This window comes from Bradyrhizobium erythrophlei, assembly GCF_042430365.1.
Lineage (GTDB): Bacteria > Pseudomonadota > Alphaproteobacteria > Rhizobiales > Xanthobacteraceae > Bradyrhizobium > Bradyrhizobium erythrophlei.
In genome coordinates, this window is sequence record NZ_JBHMET010000036.1 from 96293 (window position 1) to 122194 (window position 25902).

Consider the following 25902-nt stretch of genomic DNA (forward strand, 5'->3'; position numbering starts at 1 on the left):
CACGCCTGGCTTTAACTGGGGACGATCGCGGCAACATGTCCGGGCGCGCGGTCAGCCCCCAACTGGATCCTCATCGTGTCCGTTTCCTTCAAGACATTGGACCTGAACCTGCTCAAGGTGTTCGACGCCGTCATGGAGGAGCGCAGCGTGCTGCGCGCCAGCCAGAAGGTTGCGCTGAGCCAGTCCGCTGTGAGCCATTCGCTCGCCCGGCTCCGCGAGATGCTCGAAGACGACCTGTTCGTCCGCACCGCAACGGGCATGCAACCCACGGCGCGCGCGCTGACGATGGCGCCGCAGGTTCGCGAAGCCCTGCGCGCCCTTGAGGCGGCGGTCGAACTGCCGACCTTCGTCCCGGCGACATCCACCAAGCAGTTCACGCTCGCTGCCAACGACTTCACCACGATGGTGCTGGCGTCTCCGCTCCTGAAGATACTCGGCCGCGAGGCGCCTTCCATCGACCTGACCATCAAGCCAGTGACCCGGATCGACCTTGCCGAGCAGATCGACCTCGGCCGCATCGACGTCGCGATCGGCGTCTTCTCGGCCCCGCCGAGCCGTTTCCGCACGTCGCTGCTGTTCGAGTATGACGACGTGCTGATCGTCGGCGGAAAGCGCAAGCTCGGCCGGCTGGACAAGGCGAAGCTCGCGCGCCTGCCGCTGGTTGTCGTCTCCTTTGGCGGCGAGCAGGAGGGCGCGATCGGCGGCTTCATCTCCGAGCGAGGGCTCGCCAGGCGCTCGGAAATGTACGACCGCGCGGCACTCGAGCGGGCGCTCGCCGAGAGCGACCGGCCGCCTCGGATCGCGGTCTCATTGCCGCATTTTCTTGCCCTGCCCGCGCTGCTCCTGGATTCCGAACTGGCGGCCATCGTCCCGCGTCCACTGGCAAAAGCGCTCGCGCAAAGCCATGCGATTGCGACTTATGAGCTGCCCTACACCACGACGCCGGTCGAGGTCCGGTTGCTGTGGCATGAGCGTGTCGAAGGCGAGCCATCGCACGAATGGCTTCACGAAATCCTCCGACGCGCGGCCGAGGACCTCAGGCGCGGGAGTTAGGGGATCGCCGCGCCCTTATCGAACTGCCATGGTGCCGGACATCGGGATCCAGCGCTCGCCGTCGAAGCGTTGCGGCCGCAGCGCCTTGATCAGGCGATAGTCGTCGGGGGACGTGCTGACTGTAATGCCGGGAATCAGGCCCGGAAGCGCCACGTTCTTCAGTGCCGTAGCATGCTTCATGAGATTCTGCGGTGAAAGGTCGTCACCGCAGGCTTCGATCACCCGAGTCATGAGCACCGCGACGTTCCATCCGGTGAAGTTGAGCTGATCCTCGATGTCGCCTTCCGGATAGTACTTCTTCATGAAGGCCAGCCATTCCAGATAGGCCGGGTCGTTAGTCCACTCGGGATCGCCCACGGTCTTGGTCGGCGTAGCCGAAATCGCGCCCTTGGCGTTATCGAGTCCCGCCGGCTTGAGGATCGTCGCGACGAAGTTGCTTCCGATCGGCAGGAACTGTTGCGCATGCCAGCCGAGTGCACCGGCCTTGCGGATCGCCTGCGACGTGAACTTGCCGGTCGACGCGTTCAGGAAGACGTTGGCATTGGTGCTGGCCAATGAGACGACCTGGGAGTCCACCGTCGGCGACGTCACCTCGTAGGGCGCGACGGCAACGATCTCCGACTGCGGATCGAGCCGTGCCAGTTCGGCCTTGAAGCTACGGAGATACTCGCGTCCATAGTCGTCGTTCTGGTAGAGCACTGCGACGCGGGCCCGCGGGATGCTCTCGGACACAATCCGCGCGTAGGTCGCCGCTTCGGTGCTGAACAGCGTCATTCCCGAGATGGTGTAAGGGCTGGTCTTCGGATCGGCGAAGCGGTCGCTGGCGGCAAAGACAAAAAGCTGCGGTACCTTCCGGCCGTTGAGATATTTCTGGACCGCAGCGTTCTGCGCCGTCCCCATACTGCCGAAGATCGCGACGGCCTCGTCATTCTCGACCAGCCTGCGGGTCTGTTCCACTGCCTTGGGCGGGCTGTAGCCATCGTCGAGCGAGATCAGCTTAACCTTGCGGCCGTTGATTCCACCGCGCTCGTTGATCATCTGGAAATAACGGGTCTGCACCTTGCCGACTGCGCTCAGCGCCGAGGCCGGACCGCTATAGGGCATCGTCTGCCCGAGGATCAGTTCGCCTTCACCCGCCATGGCTGCGCTTGAGGCAGCCAGTGAAGCCACGAAAAAAAATGCTGCGCCAAATCCCCGCATGCCACGTCCCCGCATACGACCCTCCCTATATTTCTTACTTGGAATATTCTTCCTTGGAAGATAATTGTCAATATCGGCCGTGGCGGCAAATGGCCGCCGCATCGGGCGCGGTCCACGGTCCTTCGACCAACACCGGGAACTTGCCGCGCGACACGTGACGTCGAGAGTGTTAGATTGAACCAAGGTATGATGCCAGCGCCTTCTGGCGCAGGACCAAGGTGGGTAGCAAGGAATGGGGAAGAAGAGTGTGTCGCGCGGTGCAGTGCCTGTCGGCAAGCCGACGTCCAGGCCTGATAGCAGCCTGTACGACGATATCGAAGCCGCCTGGCTCGAGCAGCGCCCCGACCTCGACCTGGCGACCGCTTGCACCCTGCTGAGGCTGGAGCGGGTCAACCAGCTTCACGAAATGCGCCTGCAGGAGATATCGAAGACCGTCGGCCTGCAGACCGGCGAGCTCTATGTCCTGCTCGCGTTGCGGCGCTCGGGAAAGCCGTACGAATTGCGCCCGACCGACCTGTTCCGCGCCCTGCTCGTCACGTCCGGTGCCATGACCAAGCGCGTGGCGCGGCTCCAGGAAGGAGGGTTCATCCTGCGGGTCTCCGCGAACGATGATGGCCGCTCCGAGCTGGTCCGCCTGACCGCGAAGGGCCTTGCGACCGCCGACCGCGGTATCACCGAGATCGCGAAGGTCGTGGAAAGCGTGACCGAGGCCAGTGGACTGTCCAAGGCCGAGATCGCGATGCTCGACCGGTGCTTGCGCAAGCTTTTGGCCGTGAAGACGGTGAAGGCGACGAAGAAAGCGAGCCGGCTGGCAGCGGCGGGCTAGGAGACGCGAATCCCGCGAAACTAGACGACGGCTTTGTCGATCGTCTTCAGCAGCGCTTTGATATCGAACGAGCCGTCTGCCGCCTGCCCCGGCGTCGGCGAAATCCGCGCTGCGATCAGGCGCCGCGCCGCCATTTGATCACCCGGCCTGTTGATGCTGTCGACCGCGACCAGCCTCCCCTGCCTGTAGTGGAATATGGAGAACCTGCCCTCCTGGATCGAGCCGCGGGTCACCATCTGGTCGCAACCTCCGGAGAGCCCCACGATCTGGAGCTTGAGATCGTACTGATCCGACCAGAACCTTGGGACACTGTCGTAGGGCTCATGGCTATCCGCGATCGCGAGCCCCGCCGACTTGCCCTGGTCCTGGGCGTGCTGGACCGACTCCAGCCTGAGCCAGCCCTCCGCAAACCGATTGTAATGGTTTGCGCAGTCGCCGGCGGCATAGATGCCGGGCACCTCGGTACGGCCATGCTCATCCACGACGATTCCATTGGCGCATTTTAGTTCGGCAGCGCTGGCGAGTTCATCGTTTGCGATTCCGCCAATGCCGACGACGACGAGATCCGCGCGCAGGCGGCCGCCGCTGCCGAGATCAATGCCCGCGATTCGACCGGCATCACCGGTCATCGAAATGACCGTCTCGCCAAGCCTCACATCAACACCCGCTTGCGCATGGGCATCGAGCAGGAAGCGCGAGACAACCGGGGACACCGCCCGCTCGAGCAGCCGCGAGGCGGCCTCTATCACCGTGACCTTCTTGCCGAGCTTCGCCGCCGAGGAAGCGACCTCGAGTCCAATGAACCCGCCGCCGACAGTGACGATCTCGCCCGCCCGCCCCAGGCGCGCCTTGAGATCGATGGCATCAGTGACCGTTCTGAGATAGCAGACCCCATCGAGCTCGGCGCCAGGGATTGATATCCGCCGCGCCCGCGATCCCGTGGCAATCACGAGCTTGTCGAAGTCCAGCCGCGCGCCGTCCACCAGCGCGACCTGCCTGGCTGTCCGGTCAATCCTGATCACGCGGTGGCCGAGCAGCAGATCGATTTCCTTGCTCGCGAAGAATGCTTCGTCGCGCAGGACGAGCTTCTGTTCGCGGGTCTTGTCGAGCAAAAAAGCCTTCGATAGCGGCGGCCGCTCATAGGGGAGCGAATGTTCGTCGGCAACGATGGTCACCGGCTCGGAATAACCGGCCTCGCGGGCACCGAGCGCCGCCTGAACACCGGCATAGGATGCTCCGATGATGACGAGCCCGCTCACGCTTCGGCATCCAGCGCGCGGTCGGGGGCCCCCTCATTCGCAGCACCCTCCTCGAGATCCACGTAAACCTCGCCGTCGCGGATCTCGACCTTGAATGACCTGATATCCTTGTAGGCACCGGACCGACACCTGCCGTCACGCACGTCGAACATAGCACCATGCAGCGGACATTCGACGACATGGCCTTCGAGAAAGCCGGTGGAGAGCAGCGCGAACGCATGCGAGCAGACGTCGTCCGTCGCGTAGATGGCGTCGTCGACCTTGTAGAGCGCGACGCGTTCGTCACCGACCTTGAAGCCCAGCGGCTCCCCGTCGGACAGTTTCGAGGCGGCGCACAGATGCTTCCAGGCCATGGCACGATATCTCCTGAGCCGGGGAATGGACGCGGACGAGATGTCCGCGCCCGGCGCTTCCGATCAATCAGCGGGGAATCTGCCGCCAGTTCTCGGCGGCGGACGCCAGCCGGCCGCCGACCGCGCGGATCTCCTTGTAGGACGTGGTTTCGCTCTGGCCGCTCTTCGGCGGTTTGCCGTCCATGAAGCCGCGCACTTCCTCGAGCAATTGGCGGCGCACCCTGACGATCGCCTGGTCCGCCGAACAGAGATATTCCTGCGAACGGTCGACGATCGGGCCCATGCTGACCATCACCACGAAGTCCTCGATGACGATCTCGTGGAAGCCGGTGCTGTTGCCGGAATCCATGATCTGGCGGTTCTGTCCCCAATTGTTGGACTGGTCACCCGGGAGACCGCCCGCCATCGGCCACTGATTGGCCCGCTGCACCTTGCGCCAGGAATCCACCGGCTTCTCGGGATTGTAGAAGATGTACCACTGGATCAGGTTCTCATCGTCGATCGGCACGGCGATGATCGCGGTGCGATCCTGCTGCGGCCCGGAGAAAATCGGTGCGATCAACCCGTAATAGGGCATCACGAACTCCGTCACGCGTGCAAGACAAGATCCGTCAGGGGCGGAGCGAAGCGCAGCGGCCCGGAATCCGTATGGCATCTTGTCGAACTGGTAGCTGACCTCGGTGTTGACCCGCGTCGCGCCAAAGTCCGTTGCCGAGCTTGCGGTCCAGCTTTGGTGCAGCAGGGCGACATGTGATGAATCGATGGTTGCCTCGACACCCTGCAGCCAGTTCGCATTGAGCTCGATGCCGGCCGCGTAAACCTGGTCCGGCGGCAAATCCATCCATTCGAAGTCCGGCGCGGGTGGCGCTGCGCCTTCGCCGAGCCAGACCCAGATCAGGCCTGCGCCTTCGCGTGTCGGGTAGGCCTTCGCCTTGACTGTCTTGGCGAACTCGCTGGGGTTGTTCGGCTCGTTGGGAACGTCCAGCACCTCGCCGCCGGCGCTGATCTTCCAGCCGTGGAACAGGCAGGTCAGCGAACAATCGTCGACCCGCGCCAGTGCAAGCGAGGCGCCCCGGTGCGGACAGGCTTCATCAAGGAAGCCGACGGTTCCATCCCTGCCCCTGAAGGCCACGAAGTTGCGGCCGAACAGCTTGACGCGCACGGGCGCCTCGCCCCTGCGCACCCGCACCGAGAGGACGGCCGGCAGCCAGTAATGCTGACGCAGCATGCGCCCCATCGGGGCGTCGCCGGTGACGCGGCACAGCAATTCATTCTCTTCCTTCGTGACCATAGCGAGATATCCCTGGTTGACGCGTTTCGTTATCTCGGCCATTATCTTCCTGGGAAGATTGTTGTCAATACACCTTCCTAGGAAGAGATGTCGGAGGATCAAATGGCCGAGCGACGCCTGAAGGATTGTGTTGCGCTGGTGACGGGAGGAAGCCGCGGAGTCGGGAAGGGAGTAGCCATCGGCCTGGCCGAGGCCGGAGCGACGGTGATCGTGACCGCACGCACACGCAGCAGCGCCAGCGGCTCGGAATGGCCCGGCTCTCTCGACGAAACCATGGCGGCAATCGAGGACGCCGGCGGCAAAGGCGTCGGCCTCCTCTGCGACCATTCCGAGGACGGTTCGGTCAGGGATGTGTTCGATTTGATCCGACGCGACTACGGACGCCTCGATGTGCTCGTGAACAACGTGTTTGCGGCGCCGAACGTCATGCCGGTCAACGTGCCCTTCTGGCAGGTCCCGACCTCTCTGTGGGACACCCTGCATCGCGTCGGCCTGCGCTCACACTTCGTCGCCAGCCAGTTCGCTGTCCCGCTGATGCTGCCGCAAAGACGCGGCCTGATCGTCAATACGTCCTCGGGCGGCGGCGTCCGATACACATTCAACGTCCCGTTCGGCGTGCAGAAGTCGGGCGTCGACCGGATGGCGCGCGACATGGCCCATGAACTGAAGCCGTTCGGCATTTCCGCGGTCTCGATCTGGCCCGGCTACATCAAGAGCGAGAAGCTTGCGGTACAGCCTGGTCGGGTCCCGGCGGCGCTCGCCAGGCTGATTGCCGAGAGAGGCGAGACACCGGTCTTCGTCGGGCGCGCGATCGCGGCGCTGGCCGCTGATCCCGACGTGATCGCCAAGACCGGAGAGATCCTGCTCGCATCGGAGCTAGCGGCCGAATATGGCTTCACCGATGTGGACGGAAAGATCCCGCCTCCGCCGAGCCGCGATCCCGCGCCGCTTTCGGTGTTCAAGCCCGCCACAGCGATTTGAGATCAAACAGGAGACGCCAATGACCATTACATTGGGAACAATGAGGCCGCTCGCAGAGCGGGACTGGCATCGGCTGTCGCTGGCTGTTGTGACGGGTTTCGCCTGCGCGGTGGCGATCGCGAGAACGCTGCCGGTCGCGATGGACGCGATATCGGCAAGTCCCGCGCCGCTGTGCGCCGACAATGCGTCGGGCTCATCGCTCAACAAGGTCGAGGTGATCGCCTCCCACGCCTTGACGAATGTCCCGGGCAAGAGGGTCACAGTGGTGCGCGTCAGTTACGGCCCCGGAGGCTTCACTCCGCCGCACCGCCACGGCGGCGCGGTTACGGCCTACATCACCAGGGGCCAGGTCCGCTCGCAACTCAAGGGTGGCCGGCTGGAGACCTTCGAAGTCGGGCAATCGTTCTTCGAACCGCCGGGTGCGACACATCTCGTTTCTGCCAATGCAAGCAACACGGAGCCGGCCGAACTGATCGCCGTGTTCGTCGTCGACGAGGGGGCGGAATTGACCACCCTCCTCAGGTGAGCCGCTTTGCGTCAATAGCTGCCGCTATTCCAAACTGAGGCTTTGGGCCACCCCAGCCGCCCTTCTGCACGATGAAATGCGCTGCAATACTTCGCTGGCGAAAACGCGGTGGAATGCCCACCTCGATCGGGTTAAGTGGAGGCCACAACTTTGGTCGCCCAGATGTGAAAGGAAGTGAGAACAACCTCACCAAACCTACGCCAAACTGCGCGACAGTAGCCGGTCGCACTACTCCCACTCAATCATCAAGAACGCCATCACGGCATTGATTTGCAAGCACAGATTTTCAAAGCTGACGGACCAATCCCGACAGCGTGCATATCCGCCCTTCCGGTCTTGAATTCACAGGAAAATTCAAGCTGTCCGAAGGAATGGCGACTTCGGGAAGTATCGCAGTCAATCGACTAAGTGGCCGCACGCGCTAAGCCTAAATGGCCTTTCGCACTCGAACGCTTGCGATACCGTCAACGACGAGGAAACAGCTGATCAGTTGCGCGGTGATCGCGCGCAAGCGGCTCGGTGCGTCAGCGCGACGGCACGAATGCCACCGCCTCGATCTCCACGCGCGTGCCGGAACCAAGGAGCGACCCGGCTCCGATAGCGGTGCTGGCGGGCGGCTCCTTGCTGTCCATGAATATTTCGACGCGAACCCGGTTGAAGCCGTCGTAGTCGGCAAGGTCGGCCAGATAGGATGTGGTCTTCACAATATCCGACAACGAGGCGCCGTGTTTCGCCAGCACGCGGGCGATGCGGTCGAAGATACGACGGGTCTGGGCCTCGATGTTGTCCCGTGCGTCCTCGTCGACGCAAAGAATTCCCGACAAGAACAGGAGATATCCACTCGGCCCAAGCGGGACGCGGCGGGCCGGCGAGTATCGCGGTCTGTTTTCGTTTGTTGTCGACATGGGATTGAGCCTTTCTTCTCTACACGATCGGCATGCGTCTTTACTTTTGCGCCGGTATGGCGGCGGCAGCGGTCGCATACACCGGCGGCCGCCGTTCGGCGAAGGCGCGAAGCCCCTCTTCCGCATCGTCGGATTGAAGCAATTGCTTCTGCAGCGCGCCTTCGAGGACCAGCCCCTCCTCCAGCGAGCCGTCCAATCCGTACTGGACGGCTCGCTTCGCGGCCTTGACCGCGAGCGGTCCGTTCGCCGCGATGCGCTCCGCAATCGCGAAGGCGGTATCGAGCAACACGTCGGCCGCGACCACGCGGTTCACGAGGCCAATGCGTTCGGCGCGCTGTGCATCGATCGACTCTCCGGTCAGGATCATCTCCAGAGCGCAGCCCAGGGGTACAAGCCGCGGAAGCCGCTGGGTGCCACCGCCGCCTGGCAGCACACCCCATCGCACCTCTGCAAGCCCGAACCGCGAGTCCGGCGTACAAACGCGCAGGTCGCACGCCATCGCCAGTTCCAGTCCGCCAGCGATGCAATGCCCCTGGATCGCGGCGATGACCGGCTTGGTGATCTCGTCGACCAGCGTCATGCCGCCGAAACTGATGGTGCTTTCGGCGCCATGCAGGGCGCGGTCGCGGCGCCACGGCATATACGTCTTCAGATCGCCGCCTGAACAGAATGCACGACCGCCCGCACCTGTCAGAACTGCGACCAGCAACGTCGCGTCCGCCTCGAACTCTCTCCAGACCTCGGCGAGCGCGCGATCGTGCTCGACGTCGAGGGCATTCATGGCGTCGGGCCGGTTGATCGTGACGAGGGCGACGGCGCCCTTCCGTTCGAAATCGATGGACATGATCCGTTTCCTTCAGGTCCGGCCTTGAGGCATCAAGGCCCAGGATTCAAAGGCGGCAAGCGCCGCGTTGAGGATGAAGCCGAACGCCCCGACGACGGCCAGCAGGCCGAAGACCTCGGCCGCGTTGAAATTGCGTTGGGCCGTCAGGAGCAACGCGCCGAGCCCCGGCATCAGCGTCAGCATCTCCGCCAGCAGCGATACGATGATCGCCAGGGGAGCGGCGACGCGCACGCCCGTCAGAATCGACGGCAGCAGCGCCGGCAGGAAAATCTTGGTCATCCGGGCGATCGGACCGAGCTGCAAGGATCGCGCGGCCTCGAGCAACGTCGGATGGAGCGACCGTACGCCCATGGTGGTATTGAGCAGAACGGGCCAGAGCGCCGCGAACACGATCACGAACAGCTTCATCGCTTCGTTGACGCCGATGATCAGAGCCGCCACCGGCACGATGGTGGGGGGCGGCAAGGTGCGCAGAAATTCCAGCGTCGGCCCGAGACAGCGAGCAAGAACCGACGAGGCGCCGATCAGCCCGCCGATGCCGACGCCCAATGCCGTGGCAAGGACAAGAGCCGCAGCGACCGACTGGAACGTCACCAGCACGGCGGGAACGAGATCTCCCGAGTTCGTCCGGTCGATCAGGGCGGCCGCCCATGTAGACGGAGGCGGAAAATATGGCGAGCGCGGATCGCCCAGCATCTGCCAGAGCAACAGCAAGGCGACCAGCGGCAGCAGCCCTTGCAGCGCCAACCATACGTTACCGGCCGCATGGAAGGCCCACCGGCGTCCTCTGCCACCCGCGACGGCTTGTGCGGACACGTTGGTTGCGATCATGATTGCTGAATCTCCCGAATGCCGGGAAACAGCCGAGCGAAGGTCAGCCGAAGGCAAGCGTTGAGGAGAACGCCGAGCGCGCCCGTGGCAACGAGGTAGCCAAACATGAGGCCTGGCTGGAGAGCTTCCTGCGCCGCCACCAGCCCCCAGCCGAGCCCGGCCGGATTGCCGACCATCTCCGCGATGACCGCGACGACGAGTGCGAGCCCGAGTGCGACACGAGCACCGACCATGGTGGATGGCAACACCGCGGGAAGGACGACCTTGCCGAGCCGTTGTGTTCGCGACAAATGCAGCGTCGCGGCCGTATCGAGGAGCCTTGGGTGGATGGCTCTCGCCCCAGCGACGGTGTTGACGATGATCGGCCACACGCTCGCGAAGACGATCACGGTGATCTCCGTGGTGACGGTGAACCCGAACAGCAGGACCGCGACCGGAACGAACGCAACCGCCGGCAAAGGCCGGAGCAGCTCGAGCGACGCGCTGAAGAATCGATGGACCGTGCGCGAAAACGCGAGCGCGAGCCCGATGGCCGCGCCAAGCGCGCCTGCAACGGCCCATCCGGCCAAGGCGCAGGCGACCGTGTGCACGGAATCGCCGATGATCTGGCCGGATCGGATCGCGCCGTAGAGCGCCTCACCGATCTCTGTCGGCGCCGGCAGGAATTCGAACCGGGTCGCGGCGGCCCTGACGCCGACTTCCCACGCGACGAGAAGGACCGCCGCGGTCGCGAGCGCTGGCGCGTTAAACGCCACCCCTGACCGCCTAAGCATGGATTTCATGGCGAAACGCCTCGTAGAGCAGATGACGCAGCCGCAGATATTCGGGAAGCTCCTTGGTCACGATCTGGTCTCGCGGCCGCGGCAGGTCGACGGTGATGCGCCGCGCGATGTGGGCCGGACTGCCTTTCAAGAGGATGATCGTATCGCTGAGATAGATCGCCTCCTCGATGTCGTGGGTGACGAACAGGACGGTCGCGCCGGTTTCGGCCTGGACCGCCAGAAGCTGGTCCTGCAGCGAGGCCTTCGTCATCGCGTCCAGCGCCCCGAACGGCTCGTCCATCAACAGAGCGCTCGGCTCCATGGCAAGCGCCCGGGCGATCTGCACCCGCTGCTGCATGCCGCCCGACAGCCGCCACGGATATTCGTCCTGGAATCGCTCGAGCCCGACCATGCGGATCGCGTTCTGAACTTTTCGATCGAGCCCACCGTCGCGCAGGCGCCCTTCCACGCCGAGCGCGACGTTTCTCCGCACGGTTCGCCACATCAAGAGAGCGTGCCCGTAGTCCTGGAACACCATGGCCATGCCGGGGACCGGGGAGCGGACCTCGCGCCCCTCGTATACGGCGCGGCCCGAGCTGTAGGGCGTCAGCCCCGCCAGCGTCCGCAGCAGGGTCGTTTTACCGGTACCGGAGCCGCCGAGGATCGAGACGAACTCGCCTCTTCCGACTTCGAGATCGAGATCCTCGATGATGCGGCGAACACCCGGCACACCGGGCAAATCGATGCAGAGGCGCTCGCACTCAAAACTGGGTTGGGTTGTCATGATCAGCGCCAATCGCCTCGTGTCACTTCAGCACCAGATCGGATGCACTCAACTGAGCGTTGAGTTGCCCGGTCTCCCGCGTCGCCTCGATCCACGCCGAGATGTGCCCTGCAGTCAAAGATGTGCTGTACGTTGGCAGCACGATGCTTTCGATCACGTCATTCGGCAGACGCGTCCATTTGGCAAGGATCGCGCGTGCTTCTACCTCGTAACCCGCGATATAGGCCCTCGCCTCCTCGAGCGCGGCGACCCAGCGCACAATCGCGTCTGGATTGGCGCGCGCCCAGGTGCCATTCGCCATCCAGCACGTCAACGTAATGGGATCGCCGACCTGTAGCATCGGATCGCCCAGGTCGACGTGGCCCGACTTCTTCAACGCAATGACGAATGGCTCGACCGCCTCGACCGCGTCGACGCGTTGCGCCTTGAGCTGGTCCGCCATGTTGGGAAACATCATCTCGATGAAGCGCACGCCTTTTGGATCCACCCCGCCGCGCTTGAGGGCAAGCAGGGTCGCGATGTGAACGACGCCGTTGATCGATGGCGTGCCGATCGTCTTGCCGTTCAGCTGGCCGATCGAGGTGATCCCGGACTGATTGCCAGCCATGAGGCGCATCTGCCGATTGGCTGCGGTCTCGATCGTGTTGCCGCACACGCCCACGACATCGAGACCGCCCGCAGCCGCCTTCACGATATCGATCGCGGTAGCGCCCGAAATGTCCAGCTGGCGCCCAAGCGCGCCGATTGTCGTGGAGAGGTTCTGGACCGTCATGATTTCGACGTCGAGCCCTTTCTCCAGAAAGAGGCCCTTGTCCTTTGCCACCCAGAGCGGAAGCCAGGCCGACGAGATCACCGAAGCGACGCGGATCTTGATGGGTGCGGCGCCGCCTTGCGCGAAGGCGCGCGATGCGGGGTGTGCGGCGGCCATGCCAAGCAGGCCGAGAATGATGGAGCGCCTCGTGGGCATCACGCTTTCCTCCATGTTGTGCAGCGTTCCTGTTAAGCGCACCGGCCCGTTCAGGCTGGAGCAAGCGCGACGGCTTCGATTTCCAGCAGCGATCTGAAATGAAGGGACGCCACGCCGGCGACCACCCTCGCCGGCCGGACATCGCCGATCCAATCGGCATAGATCTGGTTGAATGCCGGCCAAGAGTTCATGTCAGTCACGTAGATGCGCACCTGGACGAGCCGGCTTCGATCGGTCCCTGCGGCTTCGAGGCAGGCGTCGACATTGGCAAGCACCTGTCCGGCCTGCCGCTCGAACGGCTGGTCGGTCATGGGGGTCCCGTTCACATCGACCGGAAGCTGTCCGGACACGAACACGAGTCCTGCGGCGGTGCAGGTGTGGGAATAATGGCCGGCAGGCGGACGCAGCCGGTCACTGTTTGCGAATAGGATACTGTGTTGCATGACGCTGCCTTCGATGTCTGCCTTCAGTTCAGTAGAACTGCATGAGGACCTTGTTGTCCGCCAATTCGTCGGGCGACGTTTCGTGGATGATCGCTCCCGAGCGCATCACCAGGACGCGGTCGGATATCTTGAATGCTTCCTTCACGTTCTGCTCGACCAGCAGGATTGACAGTCCAAGCTGCTGCTGGAGCTGCCGGATCGGCTGCAACAGATCCTGAAACAGCTTTGGCGCCAGTCCGATCGACGGCTCGTCCATCAGGAGACAGCGGGGGCGGCTCAGCAAGGCGCGCGCGATGCTGACCATCTGCTGCTGCCCTCCCGACAGCGTGCCCGCGCGGCGGGCGTAGAACGTCTTGATGCGGGGCAGGATCGACATCACCCACTCGATGCGCTCGGGCTGCTCTCGCTGCGGCACGTCGGTCGCCCACATCGCAAGGCGGAATATCTCGTCGACCGTAAGGCCCGGAAAGATGCCGCGGCCTTCGGGCACGAGGCCAATCCCCAGGGCCGACATCTTCTTCGGCTCAGGTTGGTGCAAGTGCTCGCCGTCGACCGATATCTCGCCGCCCTGGCGGGAGACCACCCCGAACAGCGAGTTCAACAGGGTCGACTTGCCGGCGCCGTTGTGACCGACGAGGCAGAGCACCTCGTTCCTGCGGATGTCCAGGCTGACATTGTCGAGCACGACGCGGCCGCCGTAGCCGACGCGGAGATTATCAACGCTGATGAGAGCATTGGTCATGAGTTGCGTTCGCCGAAATAGATGGATGACAACTCGGGATTCCCGAGGATCTCCTCGGGCTCGCCGTCGGCCAGAAGGCGCCCCTGATCGAGGAAGCTGATCCTGTCGGAGATGCTCACGACGATCTCGAGGTTGTGCTCGATGATGCAGATCGTGATGCCGCGGCGAACTTCGCTGCGCAGCAGCGCCACGAAGCGTTCGTAAGATCTGGGATCGAGCCCCGACGCCGGCTCGTCGAGAAGCCACATCCTGGCCCTGGTGGCCATGATCCGCGCCATGCTCAGAAACTTGCGCTCCGCATAGGCCAGATCGTTCGCACGCACGCCGGCCTTGTGCAGCAGGCCGATGGCGTCGAGTATTTCGTGCACCCGCTGGTACCGTTCCGCGCCGCTGCCCGCCTCGGATTGCCAGAACCAGGCACTCTTCTCCATGACCGTGAGAACGTTCTCGAAGACCGTCATGTGGGAGAAAAGACGGAGATCCTGGAAGGTCCGGGCAACACCGAGGCGCGCGATCTTCCACGGCGCGGTGCCGACGATCGATTCGCCCTGCCAGCGGATGTCGCCCGAGGTCGGCCGGAGATGTCCAGTGATCAGGTTGAAGAGCGTTGTCTTACCTGCTCCGTTCGGACCAACCAGCGTAGTGATGATCCCTTCGCGCAGGTGTAGCGAGACATCCTCGACGGCCTTCACGCCGTCAAAGCTCTTGGTGAGATTGGCAATCTCAAGAAGCGTCGCCGGCGGCGCGGGTGATTTCGACACTTGCAGCACGTCACGCCTCCCCTTGCTTCACGCCCATCAGGCCGTCCGGCTTGAAGATCATCAGGAGGACCATCGCGAGCCCATAAATCATCTGCTGCACGGATCCGATTTCGGTGCGCGGGAGGAACGGCAGATAAGTCAAGGCGGCCGGTAGCAGCGTGAGAAGAACCGCGCCGACGACCGGCCCCCACACCGTTCCGATGCCGCCGACAATCACCATGGCCATGAAAAGCGTCGAGGCATCGATGGTGAAGCTCTCGACGTTGATGAAGCTGAGGTAGTCGGCATAAAGGACACCCGCCACGGCGCAGATCGCGGTCGAGTAGAACACCGAGAGCGTCTTGATCACCGCGACATTCTTCCCGAACGCCAGCGCGGCCGACTCGCTGTCGCGGATGGCCTTGAGGCTGCGACCGAAGCTCGAACGAACGATCGCCGTGGTGAGCACGACCACCAGCGCCAGTGTCACGCCGGCGAGGCCGAGGAACTGGGCGGGGTCGCCGAACGCGTGTCCCGCGATGCTTGCCGGCGGGATGCCGACGAGCCCGCCGATGCCGCCCGTGACCGACTTCCACTCCGAGAACACCGTTGCGGCGAGGACCTGAAAGCCGAGCGAGGCCGCCACGAAGTAGTCGCCACGTACCCTCAAGGCTGGCAGGGCCAGCGCCGCGGAGATCACGCCGGCGATGAGCATCGCGGCCGGCAACTGAAGCAGCAACGAATCCGTCCATTGCAAGGCAATGAATGCCGCGACATACGCGCCGACACCGAAGAACACCGCATGGGCAAGCGAGAAGATGCCCGCATATCCCATGATGAAATTCAGGGTGATCGCCAGAATGGCGTTGATGCAGACCAGCGTTGCAAGGTTTACGAGATAAGCGATCACGATGCAGACCCTCAATTAGTCACGACGCGGCCAAAGAAGCCTGACGGACGCAGCACGATGAACGCGAACAGAATGAGGAAGGTGACCGCCTCGCTCCACTGCGGATCGAACCGCCACAACGCCAGATTCTCCGCAATGCCCAGCAACAGTCCCGCGCAGGCGGCGCCACGCAGGCTGCCGACGCCGCCGACGATGGTGGCGGCGACGCTGATCAGCATGACGCGGCCGCCGATCGCCGCATTCAGCCCCGACGTCATGCTGGTGAGCACCGCGGCGGGGACGACGAGCAGGGAGCCGAGCGCGAATGCGCATGTCGACACGGCCTTCGGGTTCAGACCAAACGTTCGCACCAACGCGGGGCTCTCAGAGAGCGCGCGGAGTGCGATCCCGATATTGGTCCTGCCGAGAAACAGCTGGAGCGCGACGAAGCAAACCACCGCGGTGACGAGGGCAATCCCCGCCGTGGGAGCCACGTAGAGTCCGGGCACGAGCTCGACACTCCTGCTCAATGCCGAAGGCACCGAAATGAAGCCCCGCCCGAAGACGGTCCCGATCAGGTTCTGGATGACGACGGCGACGCCGAAGGAGCCGACGAAGATCGTAAAGAACGATCCGTCGGTGCTCTGGATCGGGCCATAGACGTAACGGTCCAGGGCAACTCCGAACACCACGACCACGATGCAGGCCGCAAGAATCGCGATCGGCCACCAGACCAGGAGAACCGCATAGAGATAGTAGAAAACGTACGCGCTGATCGCGAAGCTCGCGCCGTGGGCGAAGTGAAAGATCTTCGTGGCCCCGAAGATGAGCGAGAAGCCGACCGCGGTCAGGCCGTAGAGCGCCCCGACCTGGATTCCGTTGATGATAAGCTGGAGTAGCAGCATTGTTCCTCGCACAGGCGTCAGATGCTAGGGAGCCGCCGCAACGGTCTCGACGACAGCCGGCTCGCCGTCCACTTCGTTGATCTGCATCGCGGATCGGATCGTGCCGTCCTTCTCGAAGGTCACACGCCCGCCGACCAGATCGAACGCTCCAATCTCACGACGTTTCGCCAGCAGGTTCTGGCCCGTGATCGGCATGCCGGCCTTCTGCAAGGCCGACGCCAGGGTCCCGTAGAGGATCACGGCATTGTAGTAGTTCGCGGCGTAGGCAGTCGGCGCCCGGTTGGTCCTGGTCTGGTACTCCCGCGTGAAGCGCTTGGTCACCGGATCGTCTGAATTCCAGTCGATTCGCTGCGTCGTGAAGAGCGCCCCCTTGGCCTCGGGAAGATTGGCGATGGCGGGAATCGCAAACCCCGAGTAGCCGGCGAGTTGCTGCGTAACCCCGTTGTCACGCAGCTGCTTGATAATCTGCGATTGCTGCGCGCCGAAGGAGGCGATGTATACGACATCTGGTTTGGCATCCCGTACCCGGGCCGCGACCCCGCTGAACTGCTGGGCATTCGACGGAACGGACAGCGCCTCGGCAAGCGTCGCACCGAGCGAAGGCAGGCTGGATTCGAGCTCGCGCTTGATCGACTGGCCGAGCGGATCGTCGACATAGACGAGGACAAACCGCTTCAATCCCCGCTTCTGGACGAGGTAGGGCGCCATCGCCCGCACCTCGAAATTGGCGAGCGGGATGACGTTCCAGAAATACTCGCCGAGCTCGGCAAGGTCGGGCCCGACCCCGCCACCATTGACGGCAACCGTGCGGCTTCGCGCCGCGGTCGTCGAGATGGCCTTGGAAACCCCGGTGAACGCCGAGAGCACGTAGCTGACCTTCTCGACGTTCACGAGCTTGTTCATGGCGATCACGCCCTGCTGCGGGAGCGCCTGACTGTCTTCGTAGGCGATCGACAGCTTTCCGCCGAGGACTTTCGCGTCGTTTAGGTGGGAAACCGCAAGCTCGGTCGCTCCCATGTAGAGATCGCCGTAATCGGCGTTCGCGCCGCTCAGGGGAAAGATGGCTCCGATGCGAAGATCCTCGGCGGACGCCGGCCCGGCGAGTGCAAGAAGCACCGAAAACGCAAGAACCGCGACTTTCCGCAGAGGCCACATCGCAAACTCCCGATTTACGAAAACGATTTCGTAACCTAGGTCGCGCCGGCCCGGCTTGTCAAGCGAGAGATGTCGGCTTTCAGATTTCGCCGGCTGCGACCAATTGGCTGCCGTGGGACGAGCGCAGAATCAGCTCGGGCGACCAGATTTCCTGCAATTCCTTGGGCGAACGGCCGTCCATGAGGGCAAGAAGCAGATCGACCATCCGGCGCCCGGCCTCGAACGTCGGCGCGGAAAACGTGGTCAGAGGTGGATTCAAGTAAGGCCCGAGCGGGTGATTGTCGCACCCGATCACCGGAACATCGACGCCCGGGCGCCTGCCCGTTTCCGCGATCGCCTGCATCGCGCCGGTGGCAATCAGGTCATGACCGCACATGATCGCCGTCGGCGGATCGCTCATGGCGAGCAGCTGCCGGGCGCCGTTCAGCCCACCCTCTTCACTGGTGCTGGTTTCGACCACGAGATCAGCATCGAACGGCAGCTTCGCCGCCTTCAGGGCCGCACGATAGCCTTCCTGCAAAAGGTGGCTGATCATGAGATATCCCGGCGTGCTCAATAGCCCGATCCGGCGATGCCCAAACCCTACGAATCGCGCGGTTCCGTTACGGCCGGCGACCGTTCGGTCGATATCCACGAAGGGAAACGGCTTGCCGGTCTCGCTGCGGCCCAGCGCCACAAACGGAACGTTGCGCTCCTGGAGGTAGCGGATCCGGGGGTCGTCGCGGCGCGTGCGGCCGAACATCACGCCGTCGACCCGCTGCCGCTCGACCAGGCGGCGGAAGCTCTCGAGCTCAGTCTCCAGCGTTCGTCCCGCGACGATGATGAGCTGAAACGGGGTCTGGCTGAGATTCTGGTCGATCCCCATAAGCAGATCGAGGAAGAACGGATGCGCGAAATGGGTCTGCGGCGGCGATAGCACGAAGCCGATGGTCTCTGACGTCTGCGTGCGCAGCCGCCGTCCCGCCGGATCCGGTGAAAAGCCAAACTTTTCCGCCGCTTCCAGCACACGCCGCTTGGTCTCATCGCTCACATCGCCGCGGTCATTGATGGCCTTCGAGACCGTCGACACGGCGAGCCCCAAATGCCGGGCGAGCTCTACGATACTGATCCGCTGCTTCATTCAAGCCTCTTGCCGACCAACACTTGACACAGGAGTTCGCCGGCGTCTAGGTTGTTTACGAAATCGTTTTCTGAAATTTCCATGATCGACCTTGCTTCACATGAGATGACGATGCTCCGCCAGACGGTGCGGGGATTCGTCCGCAACCGCCTGGAGCCGCTCGAGCAGCAGATCGAGACCGACGACAACGTGTCTCCAGACTTGCTGGCCAAGTTGCGCAGCGAGGCCGCGGAGCTCGGGATCTACGGCTTCAATCTTCCGCCTGAGCTCGGCGGTTACGGCCTTCCGGTCGCGGCACAGGTCGGAATCCTGGAAGAGGTCACCCACACCTCCGTTCCGCTGTCCGAGGTTGTCGGGTTCCTGCCGCTCTCGCTGATCCATCTCAACGAGGAGCAGCGCGGCCGCATTCTTCCCGATCTAGTGTCCGGCCGCGTGACGATGACATACGCCCTCACCGAACCGGATGCCGGCTCGGATTTGGGCGCGATCCGAACCAAGGCGTTGAAGGTCGAAGGCGGCTGGCGTCTCGAAGGGGCGAAGCAGTTCATCTCCAACGTCGAGACCTGTGACTACGTCATCGTGCTAGCTGTGACCGATCCTTCCGCCTCCCTCAAGGGGCGGCTGACCACGTTCATCGTCATGCGCACCAATCCGGGGCTCGTGGGCATGACGCGCTACAAGAAGATGGGGTGGCACGGCTATCATCTGAACGGCTTTTCGCTCGAGGACTGCTTCGTTGCGGATATCGACGTTCTTGGCCGCCCCGGCGACGGCTTCCTCGTCATGATGGCCTCGATCAACCACGACAGAATCCTCTCTGCCTGCCGGTCGTTGGGATTGGCTCAACGCGCGCACGACATGTCCGTCGCTTACGCCAGGGAGCGTCGCGCCTTCGGCTCGCAGCTTGCAGGCCATCAGGCCATTCAGTTCATGATCGCGGACAACGATGTCGAGATCGAAGCGACACGAGCGTTGATCTATCGCGCCGCCGCACTGTGCGACCAGAATGATCCGACCTCGCGGATCGCGGTGTCCAGGGCCAAGCTGTACGCCAGCGAGATGGGATGCCGCGTCGTGGATCGCTGCCTCCAGATCTTCGGCGGAATGGGATACATGTGCGAGCTCCCCATCGAGCGTTTCTACCGGGATGCCCGCGCGTTCCGGCTGGGCGAAGGCACGTCCGAGATGCAGCGAATTCAAATCGCTCGCCAGGCTCTTTCCAACTGACGCAGGGAATCACAATGAGTGGAGCGCCAAACCCCTTTTTCGGGCTGCTCGATGACTATGCCGAAGCGCCGGCGATCTATCTGGGCGACTATGTCGCTACGCGCAGGGATCTGGCCGAGGCGTCGAACCGCGCCGCAGCGTTTCTGAACAGCCTCGGGTTGACGCGCGGCGATGTGATCGCGCTCTGGCTCCCGGACGGCCCGACCTGGCTGCAATTCCTGTTTGCCGCCGCGCATCAGGGGATTCTGGTCGTTCCGATCAGCACAAGATACCGGCGCGCCGAAGCACTCCATGTCATCGCGTTGTCCCGCGCGAAAGCCGTCGTGGCAGCGACCAGCTTCCTCGATGTGGCATTCGCGCAGATCGTGCGCGAAATCCAGGGCGAGGTGCCCACGCTCGCGCACGTCATCGAGATCGCCGACCCGACCCGTTTCCATGCAGGTGTCGATGGTCATGTTGAAGCTGCGGGCCGGCCTCAGGATCTGTTGTGCACATTCAGCACGTCCGGAACGACCGGTGCGCCGAAGCTCGCCGTTCACGACCAGCACAGCTGCCGCACCCACGCCCACACTGTTGCTTCCGCATTCGACATTCATCCCGGCGACAAGACGCTTTGCGCATTGCCCCTCTATGGCGTGCTGGGATTTGTCCAGGCCATCGCGACGCTGGCGGGCGGCGGGGCCTGCGTTCTGCTTCCTGTCTTCAAGGCCGCCGAAGCCGCGTCGGCGATCGAGCGGCATGCGGCAACCCACGTGTTCGGCTCCGACGGGCTGCTGGATGCCGTCTTCAACGTGCCCGCGGCGAAACTCTCGACGCTGCGCGCCGGAGGTTTTGCCGATTTCGCAGGCCTGACCGACCGGGTGATGAGGACCGCCGAAGACAAATGGGGACTGCGCCTGGTGAGCGTGTACGGCTCGTCCGAAGGTTTTGCTCTGATGGCCGCGCGCTCGCCCTCCGAACCGATCGAGGCCAGGGCGCTGCCTGGCGGTCGTTTGCTATCCGGCGAGATGGCGTTTCGTATCGTCGAGCTCGACAGCGCAACGCCGGTGGCACCCGGCGCGACCGGCGAGTTGCAGATCCGCGGCTACAATGTGATGCCCGGCTATCTGAACAACGAGGCCGCAACCGCGCGGTCGTTCACCTCCGACGGCTGGTACCGGACCGGCGATTTTGCGTACGCGGACGACGATGCTTTCGTTTTCCTGTCGCGCATCGGCGACGGCCTGCGCCTGCGCGGTTATCTGGTCGATCCCAGCGAAATCGAGACGTTTCTCTGCCGGCATCCGGACGTGTCCGCCGCGCAGGTCGTCGGTGTGCGCCTCGAGGGCGAAGGCGATGTTGCGGTGGCCTTTGTCCGCGCCGACCGCCAGCTCGGCGAGACCGAGCTGCTCGCCCACTGTCGCGAAGGCATCGCCAACTACAAGATCCCGCGTCGCATTGTTCAGGTCGACGCGTTTCCGGTCATCGACGGCCCGAACGGCACCAAGATCCGGAAGGCGGCCCTGAGGGAGCACGCCTCCCAGCTCCTTAGTTCCGCTCCCATCACCTGACGAGGTTGACATGAAACGGCACGAGATCAAATCCGACATCGCCTGGGCGACCCCCACGCAAATCAAGGTCCACGGGCTGGACCTCTGCTCCGAGATCGTCGGCGTCGTCGATTTCGGACAGATGGCGTTCCTCGAGATTTTCGCCCGCCTTCCGAACGCGAACGAAGCCCGCATGTTCAACGCCATGATGGTGATCCTGGTGGAGCATGGAATTACCCCCTCTTCCCTCGCCACGCGCATGACCTATTGCGGGGCGCCGGAGGCCGTCCAGGCTTCGGTCGCCGCGGGATTATTGGGGCTCGGTTCCGTGTTCGTCGGCTCGCTGGACAACGCGGCGAAAATGCTCCAGGACGCCCTGCCCGATCCGCAGGCGTCCGTCGATCTAAAGCAACTGGCGGCCGACATCGTCAGCGCCCACAGGGGTCGGCGAGAGATTATTCCAGGCGTCGGCCATCCCTTCCACAAGCCGATCGATCCGCGCACGCCGGCACTGTTCAAGGTCGCCCGGGAAACCGGTTTTGCCGGTCGCTACGTCGAGCTGATGGAGAAGATCGGCGCAGAGGCAAGCAAACAATACGGCCGGCCGCTCCCTGTGAACGTTACGGGCGCCATGGCAGCCATTGCCTCGGAGTTCAAGCTGCCCTGGAAGATGTGCCGCGGCCTCGCCGTGGCAGCTCGCGCGGTCGGGCTTGTCGGACACATCATCGAGGAAATGCGTCAGCCGATGGCCGAGGAGATCTATTACCGGATCGAGCACGAGGCCACCGAACACTCCCGCCCGCGCGAGTAAGGAACGACGGATGATTAAGGATCCGGCTTCGCCAGCTCCTTCAACGCCACGGCTGACGCCGGAGCACTTCCGGTTCTGGAGTCTGGAAAAGCTGCGCAACGCAGATACGGATCAATTCCGGCACGTCAACAATGCCGCGATCGCCAGCTTCATGGAAGGCGGCCGGATGGAGCTGTTTGCGGACCCCGCGGTAAGCCGCCTGATGAATGGGCTGAATGTCGTGGTCGGACGGCTGAACATCGAATTCCATGCCGAGATCTTCTATCCGGGCGAGCTGAGTATCGGCTCGACGGTCACCCATGTCGGCCGCGCTTCGTTCGAGGTGCTGCAGGGCGTCTTCCGCGACGATACGTGCGTGGCCTCCGCTGTCGCGTCTTGCGTGCTGCTCCAGGCGGGAAAGCCGCATGCCGTTCCGGACGAGATCCGGCGGCACCTCCTCGGCGATTCCTCCAATTCGGCAGGAGCCTGAACATGCCGGTGCTTTACAGCCGCCACGGCGATGTCGCCATTCTCACCCTGAACGACCCGCAGCGACGCAATGCCCTGTCGAGAGCTTCGGTCGCGATGCTGCTCGAGCTGATCGAGCGATCTCGTGCCGAGAAAGCGCGAGCCATCGTGATCGCCGCCCAAGGTCCGGTCTTCTGCGCGGGCGCCAACATCGACGATTTGAAGGCCGGATGGATGAGCGGCGCTCCCGATCCGACCGATCCTGCCCTTCTGTTTCGTGCATTGGCCGAGGAGAAGCGTCCGACCATAGCGGCGGTCCAGGGCGGGGCTCTCGGCGGTGGATTTGAACTGACGCTCTGCTGCGATCTCGTCGTGATGGGAACGGAGAGCTATTTCGCTCTCCCGGAACTGGGTCACGGTGTCATCCCCAACACCGCGCTGGCGCGCCTCCACCGGGTGGTGGGCACGAGGCGTGCGGGCGAACTGATATTGACGCGCCGCCGGTTGAGCGCAGCTCAGGCCGTCGACTGGGGATTGGCAAATCGCGTGGTGCCGACGGCTGACGTCCTCTCAAGCGCCATCGACCTCGCGCTCGGCATCGTGCAGTCGGCGCCACCGGGCGCCATCGCTGCCGCGAAACGCAACCTCGCCCATCACGGCGAGACGGATTGGGCGCGCGTGCTGTCTTCGCCCGAGGATGTTCCGCCGGCCGAGTGGCGAGAGGGATTGCGATCCTTCGATGAGCGGCGCAAGCCCAGCTATGATCGATTCTGGCAGGACATTTGAACAATGGAGCCAAGGGCAACCCGCGCCGCGTCGCAAGACATCCACTTCTACGAGCCGGCGAAGGGGCACGGCTTGAAGCACGATCCCTTCAATGCCATCGTCGCGCCGCGGCCGATCGGCTGGATTTCCTCGCGCGATGCCAAGGGCAACATCAACCTCGCGCCTTACAGCTTCTTCAACGCTTTTTGCTACACGCCGGCGATCGTTGGCTTCTGTTCGACCGGCTGGAAGGACACCGTTGCGAACGTCCAGGAGACCAAGGAATTCTGCTGGAATCTCGCAACCATGGATCTGGCGAGACAAATGAATGCGACCGCAGTCCATGTCGGCCGGGAGGTCGACGAGTTCGCGATTGCCGGACTGACGAGAGCGCCGAGCAGGTTCGTCAACGTGCCGCGCGTGGCGGAGAGCCCGGTGTCCTTCGAGTGCAGGCTGACGGAGATCATCCAGCTCAAGGGGGCGACAGGTGAACAGGCGGAGGCCTGGCTGACGCTCGGCGAAGTCGTCGCCGTCCATATCGACAAGGCGTTCATCAGGGACGGCGTCTATCTCACCGAGCTCGCGCGCCCGATCGCACGCGCCGGCCGGCGCGGCGACTATTTCGAGATGACGCCCGAGACCATGTTCGAGATGGTACGGCCGGACTGACGACATTGGCCATGCCAAGATATATGCGCCTGTGTGGTGTGCAGCCTTCGCTTCATCTCCGACTGCGGTGTCTTTCCTGATACCGTCAATTTCCGGAAATCAAGTTAGCTCCACCAATGCATGCGGCCCTTGGCCCAAAGACGACCTTCCGATAGTATGGGAACGGTACCGCCTGTCACTACTCAAGACGCGCTAACTCATCCAATCTTAGGCATAGGTCGGTTGGGGGGCAGCGTAGCTTGCGCTCATACAGAGGAATGTTGAAGCACTTCGGACTGCAGATCGGGTGAAAGCGACCCCGCCTTATTGGCTTCGCCGAAAAGTTCCCTGTGCGCTCGCTATAATCTTATTCTCGGAAGTAGCCACCTGACCCGAAGCGAAATATAGCCGCCTGCCCATATGGGTTAAGCGCCCGGTCGCAAACAATCGGCCGCTGTCGACCTTGGCAAGATAGCTGATCGTCAGCATGACCGTTACCGCATGGTCCTGAGCTTCCTCGCCATCGGGAGTTAGCCCGGCATAGCCGCATGCAGCGTCGAGCAGGGTGGCGATGACACCGCCTTGAAGGCTAGCCTGGCGATTGAGGTGACGCGGCTCGACATCGAGATAGAACCTGCAGTGTCCTGCCGTCCATTCCGACAAGCCAACTCCCAAATACGCCAACAGCGGATTCTGCAGATCCATCACTCGCTCTCGGCACTCGCGAGATCGGCCTCACCTCTGACAAGCAAATGGTTGTGCTGGCCCAGAATTGGCGGCGGCATCCGAACGGCCAGGGCCGGACCGCCGATCGCAAATCCCGGCATCTCAACCTCACCTGCGCGTGGATGGTTCACTAAGGCGACGATTCCCGCTGTTGCGAAGCGCTGGGACGTTTGCAGGTGCGCATAATCCGCGATCGGTCCGCAAACGATGTCAGCGGCCTCAAGAGCGCAAAGCCAGGTCGCGCTGTCATTCGTGCGGAAGATCAGACCGAGCTGCCTGGTCAACTCCTCACGATTGTCCATACGTCTGGGAAGCGTCGCGAACCGTTGATCGTCCGCGAGCTCGGGGCGATCGATTACGCGACAGAGCTTGCGCCAATGTTCCTGCTGGTAGGCAGCGACCATGATGTAGCCGTCAGCTGTCTCATATGCCTCGTTCGGCGTCGAATAGGGTGCGCCACTTCCGCAGCGCCTCGGGAGCTCGCCGGAAATTAGGAAATCGGTCAGCGGAACCTGCTGAAGAAGAAGAGCCGAAGCAAACAGGCTAATGTCCAGATGGGACGGAACCGTGCCGAGGCTGCGTTTGAGCAGAGCTCCGAGAATCGCAATCGTCGCTTGGTATCCAGTGACCATGTCCACCACCGGAGCCTGGAGCTTCGCGGGCGGCTGCCCGTCAAACCCTGTGATACTCATTAGCCCGGAGACAGCCTGAAGGACGCCGTCCACACCCGGCTTTCCATGCTCGGATTGACCATACGCGGACACTGAGCAATAGATCAGCTTGGGATTAAGCGCCCTCGCCTGCGCGTAACCGATGCCGAGCCTGTCCGCGACGCCCGGGCGGAAGCTCTCCACGAGAACGTCGGCGGTTTCGATTAGGCTGCGGGCATCCATCAGCCCCTGCTCGGTCTTGAGATCCAGGACGACACTGCGCTTGTTGCGATTCAGCGAAAGAAACGTGGTGCTTTCCCCGCCGGCAAAATTCGGGCCCAACGTCCGGCTGATATCGCCGCCCGGCGGCTCGATCTTCACAACGTCGGCGCCCATGTCGGCCAGCAGCATGGTGCAGAGCGGGCCAGCAGCGATCTGCGAGAAGTCGACCACGCGGACGCGGGACAGAGCGCCTTCGAGCGGATGCGAGATCGCCGGGGTGGACGTTCGAACACTGGTCATCG

The 25902-nt window shown here is 63.3% G+C and carries 29 protein-coding genes; 10 read left to right on the forward strand and 19 right to left on the reverse strand.

Annotated features, from left to right (window positions below; genetic code table 11):
* Positions 1 to 75 precede the first annotated feature (75 nt).
* Positions 76 to 1053: a LysR family transcriptional regulator gene (locus tag ACFFWD_RS05680; protein ID WP_376962321.1), complete on the forward strand. Its 978-nt coding sequence runs from the start codon at positions 76 to 78 to the stop codon at positions 1051 to 1053.
* A gap of 15 nt (positions 1054 to 1068) precedes the next feature.
* On the opposite strand, the gene ACFFWD_RS05685 is transcribed toward ACFFWD_RS05680, so the two are convergent.
* The gene (locus ACFFWD_RS05685; RefSeq protein WP_376962323.1) at positions 1069 to 2193 is read right to left on the reverse strand and encodes an ABC transporter substrate-binding protein; all 1125 of its coding nucleotides are present in this window, start codon (positions 2191 to 2193) and stop codon (positions 1069 to 1071) included.
* A 292-nt stretch (positions 2194 to 2485) separates the two neighbouring features.
* Between ACFFWD_RS05685 and ACFFWD_RS05690 the strand changes: the two genes are divergently transcribed.
* On the forward strand, positions 2486 to 3079 hold the full coding sequence (locus ACFFWD_RS05690; RefSeq protein WP_376962325.1) for a MarR family winged helix-turn-helix transcriptional regulator: 594 nt from the start codon (positions 2486 to 2488) through the stop codon (positions 3077 to 3079).
* Between the two features lie 20 nt (positions 3080 to 3099).
* On the opposite strand, the gene ACFFWD_RS05695 is transcribed toward ACFFWD_RS05690, so the two are convergent.
* The 3 genes from ACFFWD_RS05695 to ACFFWD_RS05705 form a co-directional block, all read right to left on the reverse strand.
* A complete protein-coding gene (locus tag ACFFWD_RS05695; protein WP_376962326.1) occupies positions 3100 to 4338 on the reverse strand; it encodes an NAD(P)/FAD-dependent oxidoreductase in 1239 nt (412 codons plus the stop codon).
* Positions 4335 to 4691 (reverse strand): Rieske (2Fe-2S) protein, encoded by a 357-nt coding sequence (locus ACFFWD_RS05700; protein WP_376962328.1) that lies wholly within the window; start codon positions 4689 to 4691, stop codon positions 4335 to 4337. The genes ACFFWD_RS05695 and ACFFWD_RS05700 overlap by 4 nt, the downstream gene beginning before the upstream one ends.
* Positions 4692 to 4758: 67 nt before the next feature.
* Entirely contained in the window at positions 4759 to 5982 is a 1224-nt protein-coding gene (locus ACFFWD_RS05705; protein WP_376962330.1) for a Rieske 2Fe-2S domain-containing protein, read from the reverse strand.
* A 102-nt stretch (positions 5983 to 6084) separates the two neighbouring features.
* Between ACFFWD_RS05705 and ACFFWD_RS05710 the strand changes: the two genes are divergently transcribed.
* Both ACFFWD_RS05710 and ACFFWD_RS05715 read left to right on the forward strand, forming a co-directional pair.
* Positions 6085 to 6963 carry an SDR family NAD(P)-dependent oxidoreductase gene (locus ACFFWD_RS05710; RefSeq protein ID WP_376962332.1) on the forward strand — a complete coding sequence of 293 codons (879 nt, stop codon included), beginning with the start codon at positions 6085 to 6087 and terminating at the stop codon, positions 6961 to 6963.
* Between the two features lie 19 nt (positions 6964 to 6982).
* The gene (locus tag ACFFWD_RS05715) at positions 6983 to 7489 is read left to right on the forward strand and encodes a cupin domain-containing protein (RefSeq protein ID WP_376962334.1); all 507 of its coding nucleotides are present in this window, start codon (positions 6983 to 6985) and stop codon (positions 7487 to 7489) included.
* A 524-nt stretch (positions 7490 to 8013) separates the two neighbouring features.
* Here the strand turns inward: ACFFWD_RS05715 and ACFFWD_RS05720 are convergent.
* The 13 genes from ACFFWD_RS05720 to ACFFWD_RS05780 all read right to left on the reverse strand — a co-directional run bounded on the left by ACFFWD_RS05720 (position 8014) and on the right by ACFFWD_RS05780 (position 18575).
* The gene (locus ACFFWD_RS05720) at positions 8014 to 8520 is read right to left on the reverse strand and encodes a RidA family protein (protein WP_376962336.1); all 507 of its coding nucleotides are present in this window, start codon (positions 8518 to 8520) and stop codon (positions 8014 to 8016) included.
* Complete coding sequence (locus ACFFWD_RS05725) at positions 8435 to 9238, reverse strand: enoyl-CoA hydratase/isomerase family protein (RefSeq protein ID WP_376962338.1); 804 nt, start codon at positions 9236 to 9238, stop codon at positions 8435 to 8437. Before ACFFWD_RS05725 ends, ACFFWD_RS05720 begins: the two co-directional genes overlap by 86 nt.
* A 12-nt stretch (positions 9239 to 9250) precedes the next feature.
* Positions 9251 to 10069, reverse strand: a complete 819-nt coding sequence (locus ACFFWD_RS05730) for an ABC transporter permease (RefSeq protein WP_376962340.1) — start codon at positions 10067 to 10069, stop codon at positions 9251 to 9253.
* A complete protein-coding gene (locus ACFFWD_RS05735) occupies positions 10066 to 10851 on the reverse strand; it encodes an ABC transporter permease (protein ID WP_376962342.1) in 786 nt (261 codons plus the stop codon). The genes ACFFWD_RS05730 and ACFFWD_RS05735 overlap by 4 nt, the downstream gene beginning before the upstream one ends.
* Positions 10835 to 11614, reverse strand: coding sequence for an ABC transporter ATP-binding protein (locus ACFFWD_RS05740; RefSeq protein WP_376962344.1), 780 nt, complete (start codon positions 11612 to 11614; stop codon positions 10835 to 10837). The genes ACFFWD_RS05735 and ACFFWD_RS05740 overlap by 17 nt, the downstream gene beginning before the upstream one ends.
* A gap of 22 nt (positions 11615 to 11636) precedes the next feature.
* Positions 11637 to 12581, reverse strand: a complete 945-nt coding sequence (locus tag ACFFWD_RS05745; protein ID WP_376962346.1) for an ABC transporter substrate-binding protein — start codon at positions 12579 to 12581, stop codon at positions 11637 to 11639.
* A gap of 50 nt (positions 12582 to 12631) precedes the next feature.
* Positions 12632 to 13024 carry a RidA family protein gene (locus ACFFWD_RS05750; protein ID WP_376962348.1) on the reverse strand — a complete coding sequence of 131 codons (393 nt, stop codon included), beginning with the start codon at positions 13022 to 13024 and terminating at the stop codon, positions 12632 to 12634.
* A gap of 28 nt (positions 13025 to 13052) precedes the next feature.
* Positions 13053 to 13766 carry an ABC transporter ATP-binding protein gene (locus tag ACFFWD_RS05755; RefSeq protein WP_376962350.1) on the reverse strand — a complete coding sequence of 238 codons (714 nt, stop codon included), beginning with the start codon at positions 13764 to 13766 and terminating at the stop codon, positions 13053 to 13055.
* Positions 13763 to 14458, reverse strand: coding sequence for an ABC transporter ATP-binding protein (locus ACFFWD_RS05760; protein WP_376962352.1), 696 nt, complete (start codon positions 14456 to 14458; stop codon positions 13763 to 13765). Before ACFFWD_RS05760 ends, ACFFWD_RS05755 begins: the two co-directional genes overlap by 4 nt.
* 79 nt (positions 14459 to 14537) lie before the next feature.
* Positions 14538 to 15416 carry a branched-chain amino acid ABC transporter permease gene (locus ACFFWD_RS05765; RefSeq protein WP_376962354.1) on the reverse strand — a complete coding sequence of 293 codons (879 nt, stop codon included), beginning with the start codon at positions 15414 to 15416 and terminating at the stop codon, positions 14538 to 14540.
* An 11-nt stretch (positions 15417 to 15427) separates the two neighbouring features.
* Positions 15428 to 16300 carry a branched-chain amino acid ABC transporter permease gene (locus tag ACFFWD_RS05770; RefSeq protein WP_376962356.1) on the reverse strand — a complete coding sequence of 291 codons (873 nt, stop codon included), beginning with the start codon at positions 16298 to 16300 and terminating at the stop codon, positions 15428 to 15430.
* A gap of 24 nt (positions 16301 to 16324) precedes the next feature.
* Positions 16325 to 17455, reverse strand: a complete 1131-nt coding sequence (locus ACFFWD_RS05775) for an ABC transporter substrate-binding protein (protein WP_376962358.1) — start codon at positions 17453 to 17455, stop codon at positions 16325 to 16327.
* 79 nt (positions 17456 to 17534) lie between these two features.
* A complete protein-coding gene (locus ACFFWD_RS05780; RefSeq protein WP_376962360.1) occupies positions 17535 to 18575 on the reverse strand; it encodes a LacI family DNA-binding transcriptional regulator in 1041 nt (346 codons plus the stop codon).
* 111 nt (positions 18576 to 18686) lie between these two features.
* On the opposite strand from ACFFWD_RS05780, the gene ACFFWD_RS05785 reads away from it, so the two are divergent.
* From ACFFWD_RS05785 to ACFFWD_RS05810, 6 genes are read left to right on the forward strand one after another with little or no spacing between them, the layout of a single operon-like run.
* On the forward strand, positions 18687 to 19802 hold the full coding sequence (locus ACFFWD_RS05785) for an acyl-CoA dehydrogenase family protein (RefSeq protein WP_376962362.1): 1116 nt from the start codon (positions 18687 to 18689) through the stop codon (positions 19800 to 19802).
* 14 nt (positions 19803 to 19816) lie between these two features.
* A complete protein-coding gene (locus ACFFWD_RS05790) occupies positions 19817 to 21352 on the forward strand; it encodes an AMP-binding protein (RefSeq protein WP_376962364.1) in 1536 nt (511 codons plus the stop codon).
* A gap of 10 nt (positions 21353 to 21362) precedes the next feature.
* A complete protein-coding gene (locus tag ACFFWD_RS05795) occupies positions 21363 to 22142 on the forward strand; it encodes a citryl-CoA lyase (protein WP_376962366.1) in 780 nt (259 codons plus the stop codon).
* Positions 22143 to 22152: 10 nt separating this feature from the next.
* Positions 22153 to 22611 carry an acyl-CoA thioesterase gene (locus ACFFWD_RS05800; RefSeq protein WP_376962368.1) on the forward strand — a complete coding sequence of 153 codons (459 nt, stop codon included), beginning with the start codon at positions 22153 to 22155 and terminating at the stop codon, positions 22609 to 22611.
* 2 nt (positions 22612 to 22613) lie between these two features.
* Positions 22614 to 23375 carry an enoyl-CoA hydratase/isomerase family protein gene (locus ACFFWD_RS05805; RefSeq protein WP_376962370.1) on the forward strand — a complete coding sequence of 254 codons (762 nt, stop codon included), beginning with the start codon at positions 22614 to 22616 and terminating at the stop codon, positions 23373 to 23375.
* Between the two features lie 3 nt (positions 23376 to 23378).
* On the forward strand, positions 23379 to 24023 hold the full coding sequence (locus ACFFWD_RS05810) for a flavin reductase family protein (RefSeq protein ID WP_376962372.1): 645 nt from the start codon (positions 23379 to 23381) through the stop codon (positions 24021 to 24023).
* A 303-nt stretch (positions 24024 to 24326) separates the two neighbouring features.
* Here ACFFWD_RS05810 and ACFFWD_RS05815 read toward each other — a convergent pair whose 3' ends face one another.
* Both ACFFWD_RS05815 and ACFFWD_RS05820 read right to left on the reverse strand, forming a co-directional pair.
* Positions 24327 to 24707: a PaaI family thioesterase gene (locus tag ACFFWD_RS05815; RefSeq protein WP_376962374.1), complete on the reverse strand. Its 381-nt coding sequence runs from the start codon at positions 24705 to 24707 to the stop codon at positions 24327 to 24329.
* Positions 24707 to 25900 carry a CaiB/BaiF CoA transferase family protein gene (locus ACFFWD_RS05820; protein WP_376962376.1) on the reverse strand — a complete coding sequence of 398 codons (1194 nt, stop codon included), beginning with the start codon at positions 25898 to 25900 and terminating at the stop codon, positions 24707 to 24709. The genes ACFFWD_RS05815 and ACFFWD_RS05820 overlap by 1 nt, the downstream gene beginning before the upstream one ends.
* Positions 25901 to 25902: the final 2 nt, after the last annotated feature.

Excerpts from the sequence above, each read along its gene's own strand:
- ACFFWD_RS05775 (WP_376962358.1), bottom strand. The coding sequence starts at position 17,455 with ATGTGGCCTCTGCGGAAAGTCGCGGTTCTTGCGTTTTCGGTGCTTCTT.
- ACFFWD_RS05805 (WP_376962370.1), top strand. The coding sequence starts at position 22,614 with ATGCCGGTGCTTTACAGCCGCCACGGCGATGTCGCCATTCTCACCCTG.
- ACFFWD_RS05690 (WP_376962325.1), top strand. The coding sequence starts at position 2,486 with ATGGGGAAGAAGAGTGTGTCGCGCGGTGCAGTGCCTGTCGGCAAGCCG.
- ACFFWD_RS05700 (WP_376962328.1), bottom strand. The coding sequence starts at position 4,691 with ATGGCCTGGAAGCATCTGTGCGCCGCCTCGAAACTGTCCGACGGGGAG.
- ACFFWD_RS05745 (WP_376962346.1), bottom strand. The coding sequence starts at position 12,581 with ATGCCCACGAGGCGCTCCATCATTCTCGGCCTGCTTGGCATGGCCGCC.
- ACFFWD_RS05755 (WP_376962350.1), bottom strand. The coding sequence starts at position 13,766 with ATGACCAATGCTCTCATCAGCGTTGATAATCTCCGCGTCGGCTACGGC.
- ACFFWD_RS05785 (WP_376962362.1), top strand. The coding sequence starts at position 18,687 with ATGCTCCGCCAGACGGTGCGGGGATTCGTCCGCAACCGCCTGGAGCCG.
- ACFFWD_RS05730 (WP_376962340.1), bottom strand. The coding sequence starts at position 10,069 with ATGATCGCAACCAACGTGTCCGCACAAGCCGTCGCGGGTGGCAGAGGA.
- ACFFWD_RS05750 (WP_376962348.1), bottom strand. The coding sequence starts at position 13,024 with ATGCAACACAGTATCCTATTCGCAAACAGTGACCGGCTGCGTCCGCCT.
- ACFFWD_RS05705 (WP_376962330.1), bottom strand. The coding sequence starts at position 5,982 with ATGGTCACGAAGGAAGAGAATGAATTGCTGTGCCGCGTCACCGGCGAC.
- ACFFWD_RS05795 (WP_376962366.1), top strand. The coding sequence starts at position 21,363 with ATGAAACGGCACGAGATCAAATCCGACATCGCCTGGGCGACCCCCACG.
- ACFFWD_RS05740 (WP_376962344.1), bottom strand. The coding sequence starts at position 11,614 with ATGACAACCCAACCCAGTTTTGAGTGCGAGCGCCTCTGCATCGATTTG.
- ACFFWD_RS05790 (WP_376962364.1), top strand. The coding sequence starts at position 19,817 with ATGAGTGGAGCGCCAAACCCCTTTTTCGGGCTGCTCGATGACTATGCC.
- ACFFWD_RS05735 (WP_376962342.1), bottom strand. The coding sequence starts at position 10,851 with ATGAAATCCATGCTTAGGCGGTCAGGGGTGGCGTTTAACGCGCCAGCG.
- ACFFWD_RS05710 (WP_376962332.1), top strand. The coding sequence starts at position 6,085 with ATGGCCGAGCGACGCCTGAAGGATTGTGTTGCGCTGGTGACGGGAGGA.
- ACFFWD_RS05810 (WP_376962372.1), top strand. The coding sequence starts at position 23,379 with ATGGAGCCAAGGGCAACCCGCGCCGCGTCGCAAGACATCCACTTCTAC.
- ACFFWD_RS05720 (WP_376962336.1), bottom strand. The coding sequence starts at position 8,520 with ATGCGGAAGAGGGGCTTCGCGCCTTCGCCGAACGGCGGCCGCCGGTGT.
- ACFFWD_RS05770 (WP_376962356.1), bottom strand. The coding sequence starts at position 16,300 with ATGCTGCTACTCCAGCTTATCATCAACGGAATCCAGGTCGGGGCGCTC.
- ACFFWD_RS05820 (WP_376962376.1), bottom strand. The coding sequence starts at position 25,900 with ATGACCAGTGTTCGAACGTCCACCCCGGCGATCTCGCATCCGCTCGAA.
- ACFFWD_RS05815 (WP_376962374.1), bottom strand. The coding sequence starts at position 24,707 with ATGGATCTGCAGAATCCGCTGTTGGCGTATTTGGGAGTTGGCTTGTCG.
- ACFFWD_RS05685 (WP_376962323.1), bottom strand. The coding sequence starts at position 2,193 with ATGGCGGGTGAAGGCGAACTGATCCTCGGGCAGACGATGCCCTATAGC.
- ACFFWD_RS05780 (WP_376962360.1), bottom strand. The coding sequence starts at position 18,575 with ATGAAGCAGCGGATCAGTATCGTAGAGCTCGCCCGGCATTTGGGGCTC.
- ACFFWD_RS05800 (WP_376962368.1), top strand. The coding sequence starts at position 22,153 with ATGATTAAGGATCCGGCTTCGCCAGCTCCTTCAACGCCACGGCTGACG.
- ACFFWD_RS05725 (WP_376962338.1), bottom strand. The coding sequence starts at position 9,238 with ATGTCCATCGATTTCGAACGGAAGGGCGCCGTCGCCCTCGTCACGATC.
- ACFFWD_RS05715 (WP_376962334.1), top strand. The coding sequence starts at position 6,983 with ATGACCATTACATTGGGAACAATGAGGCCGCTCGCAGAGCGGGACTGG.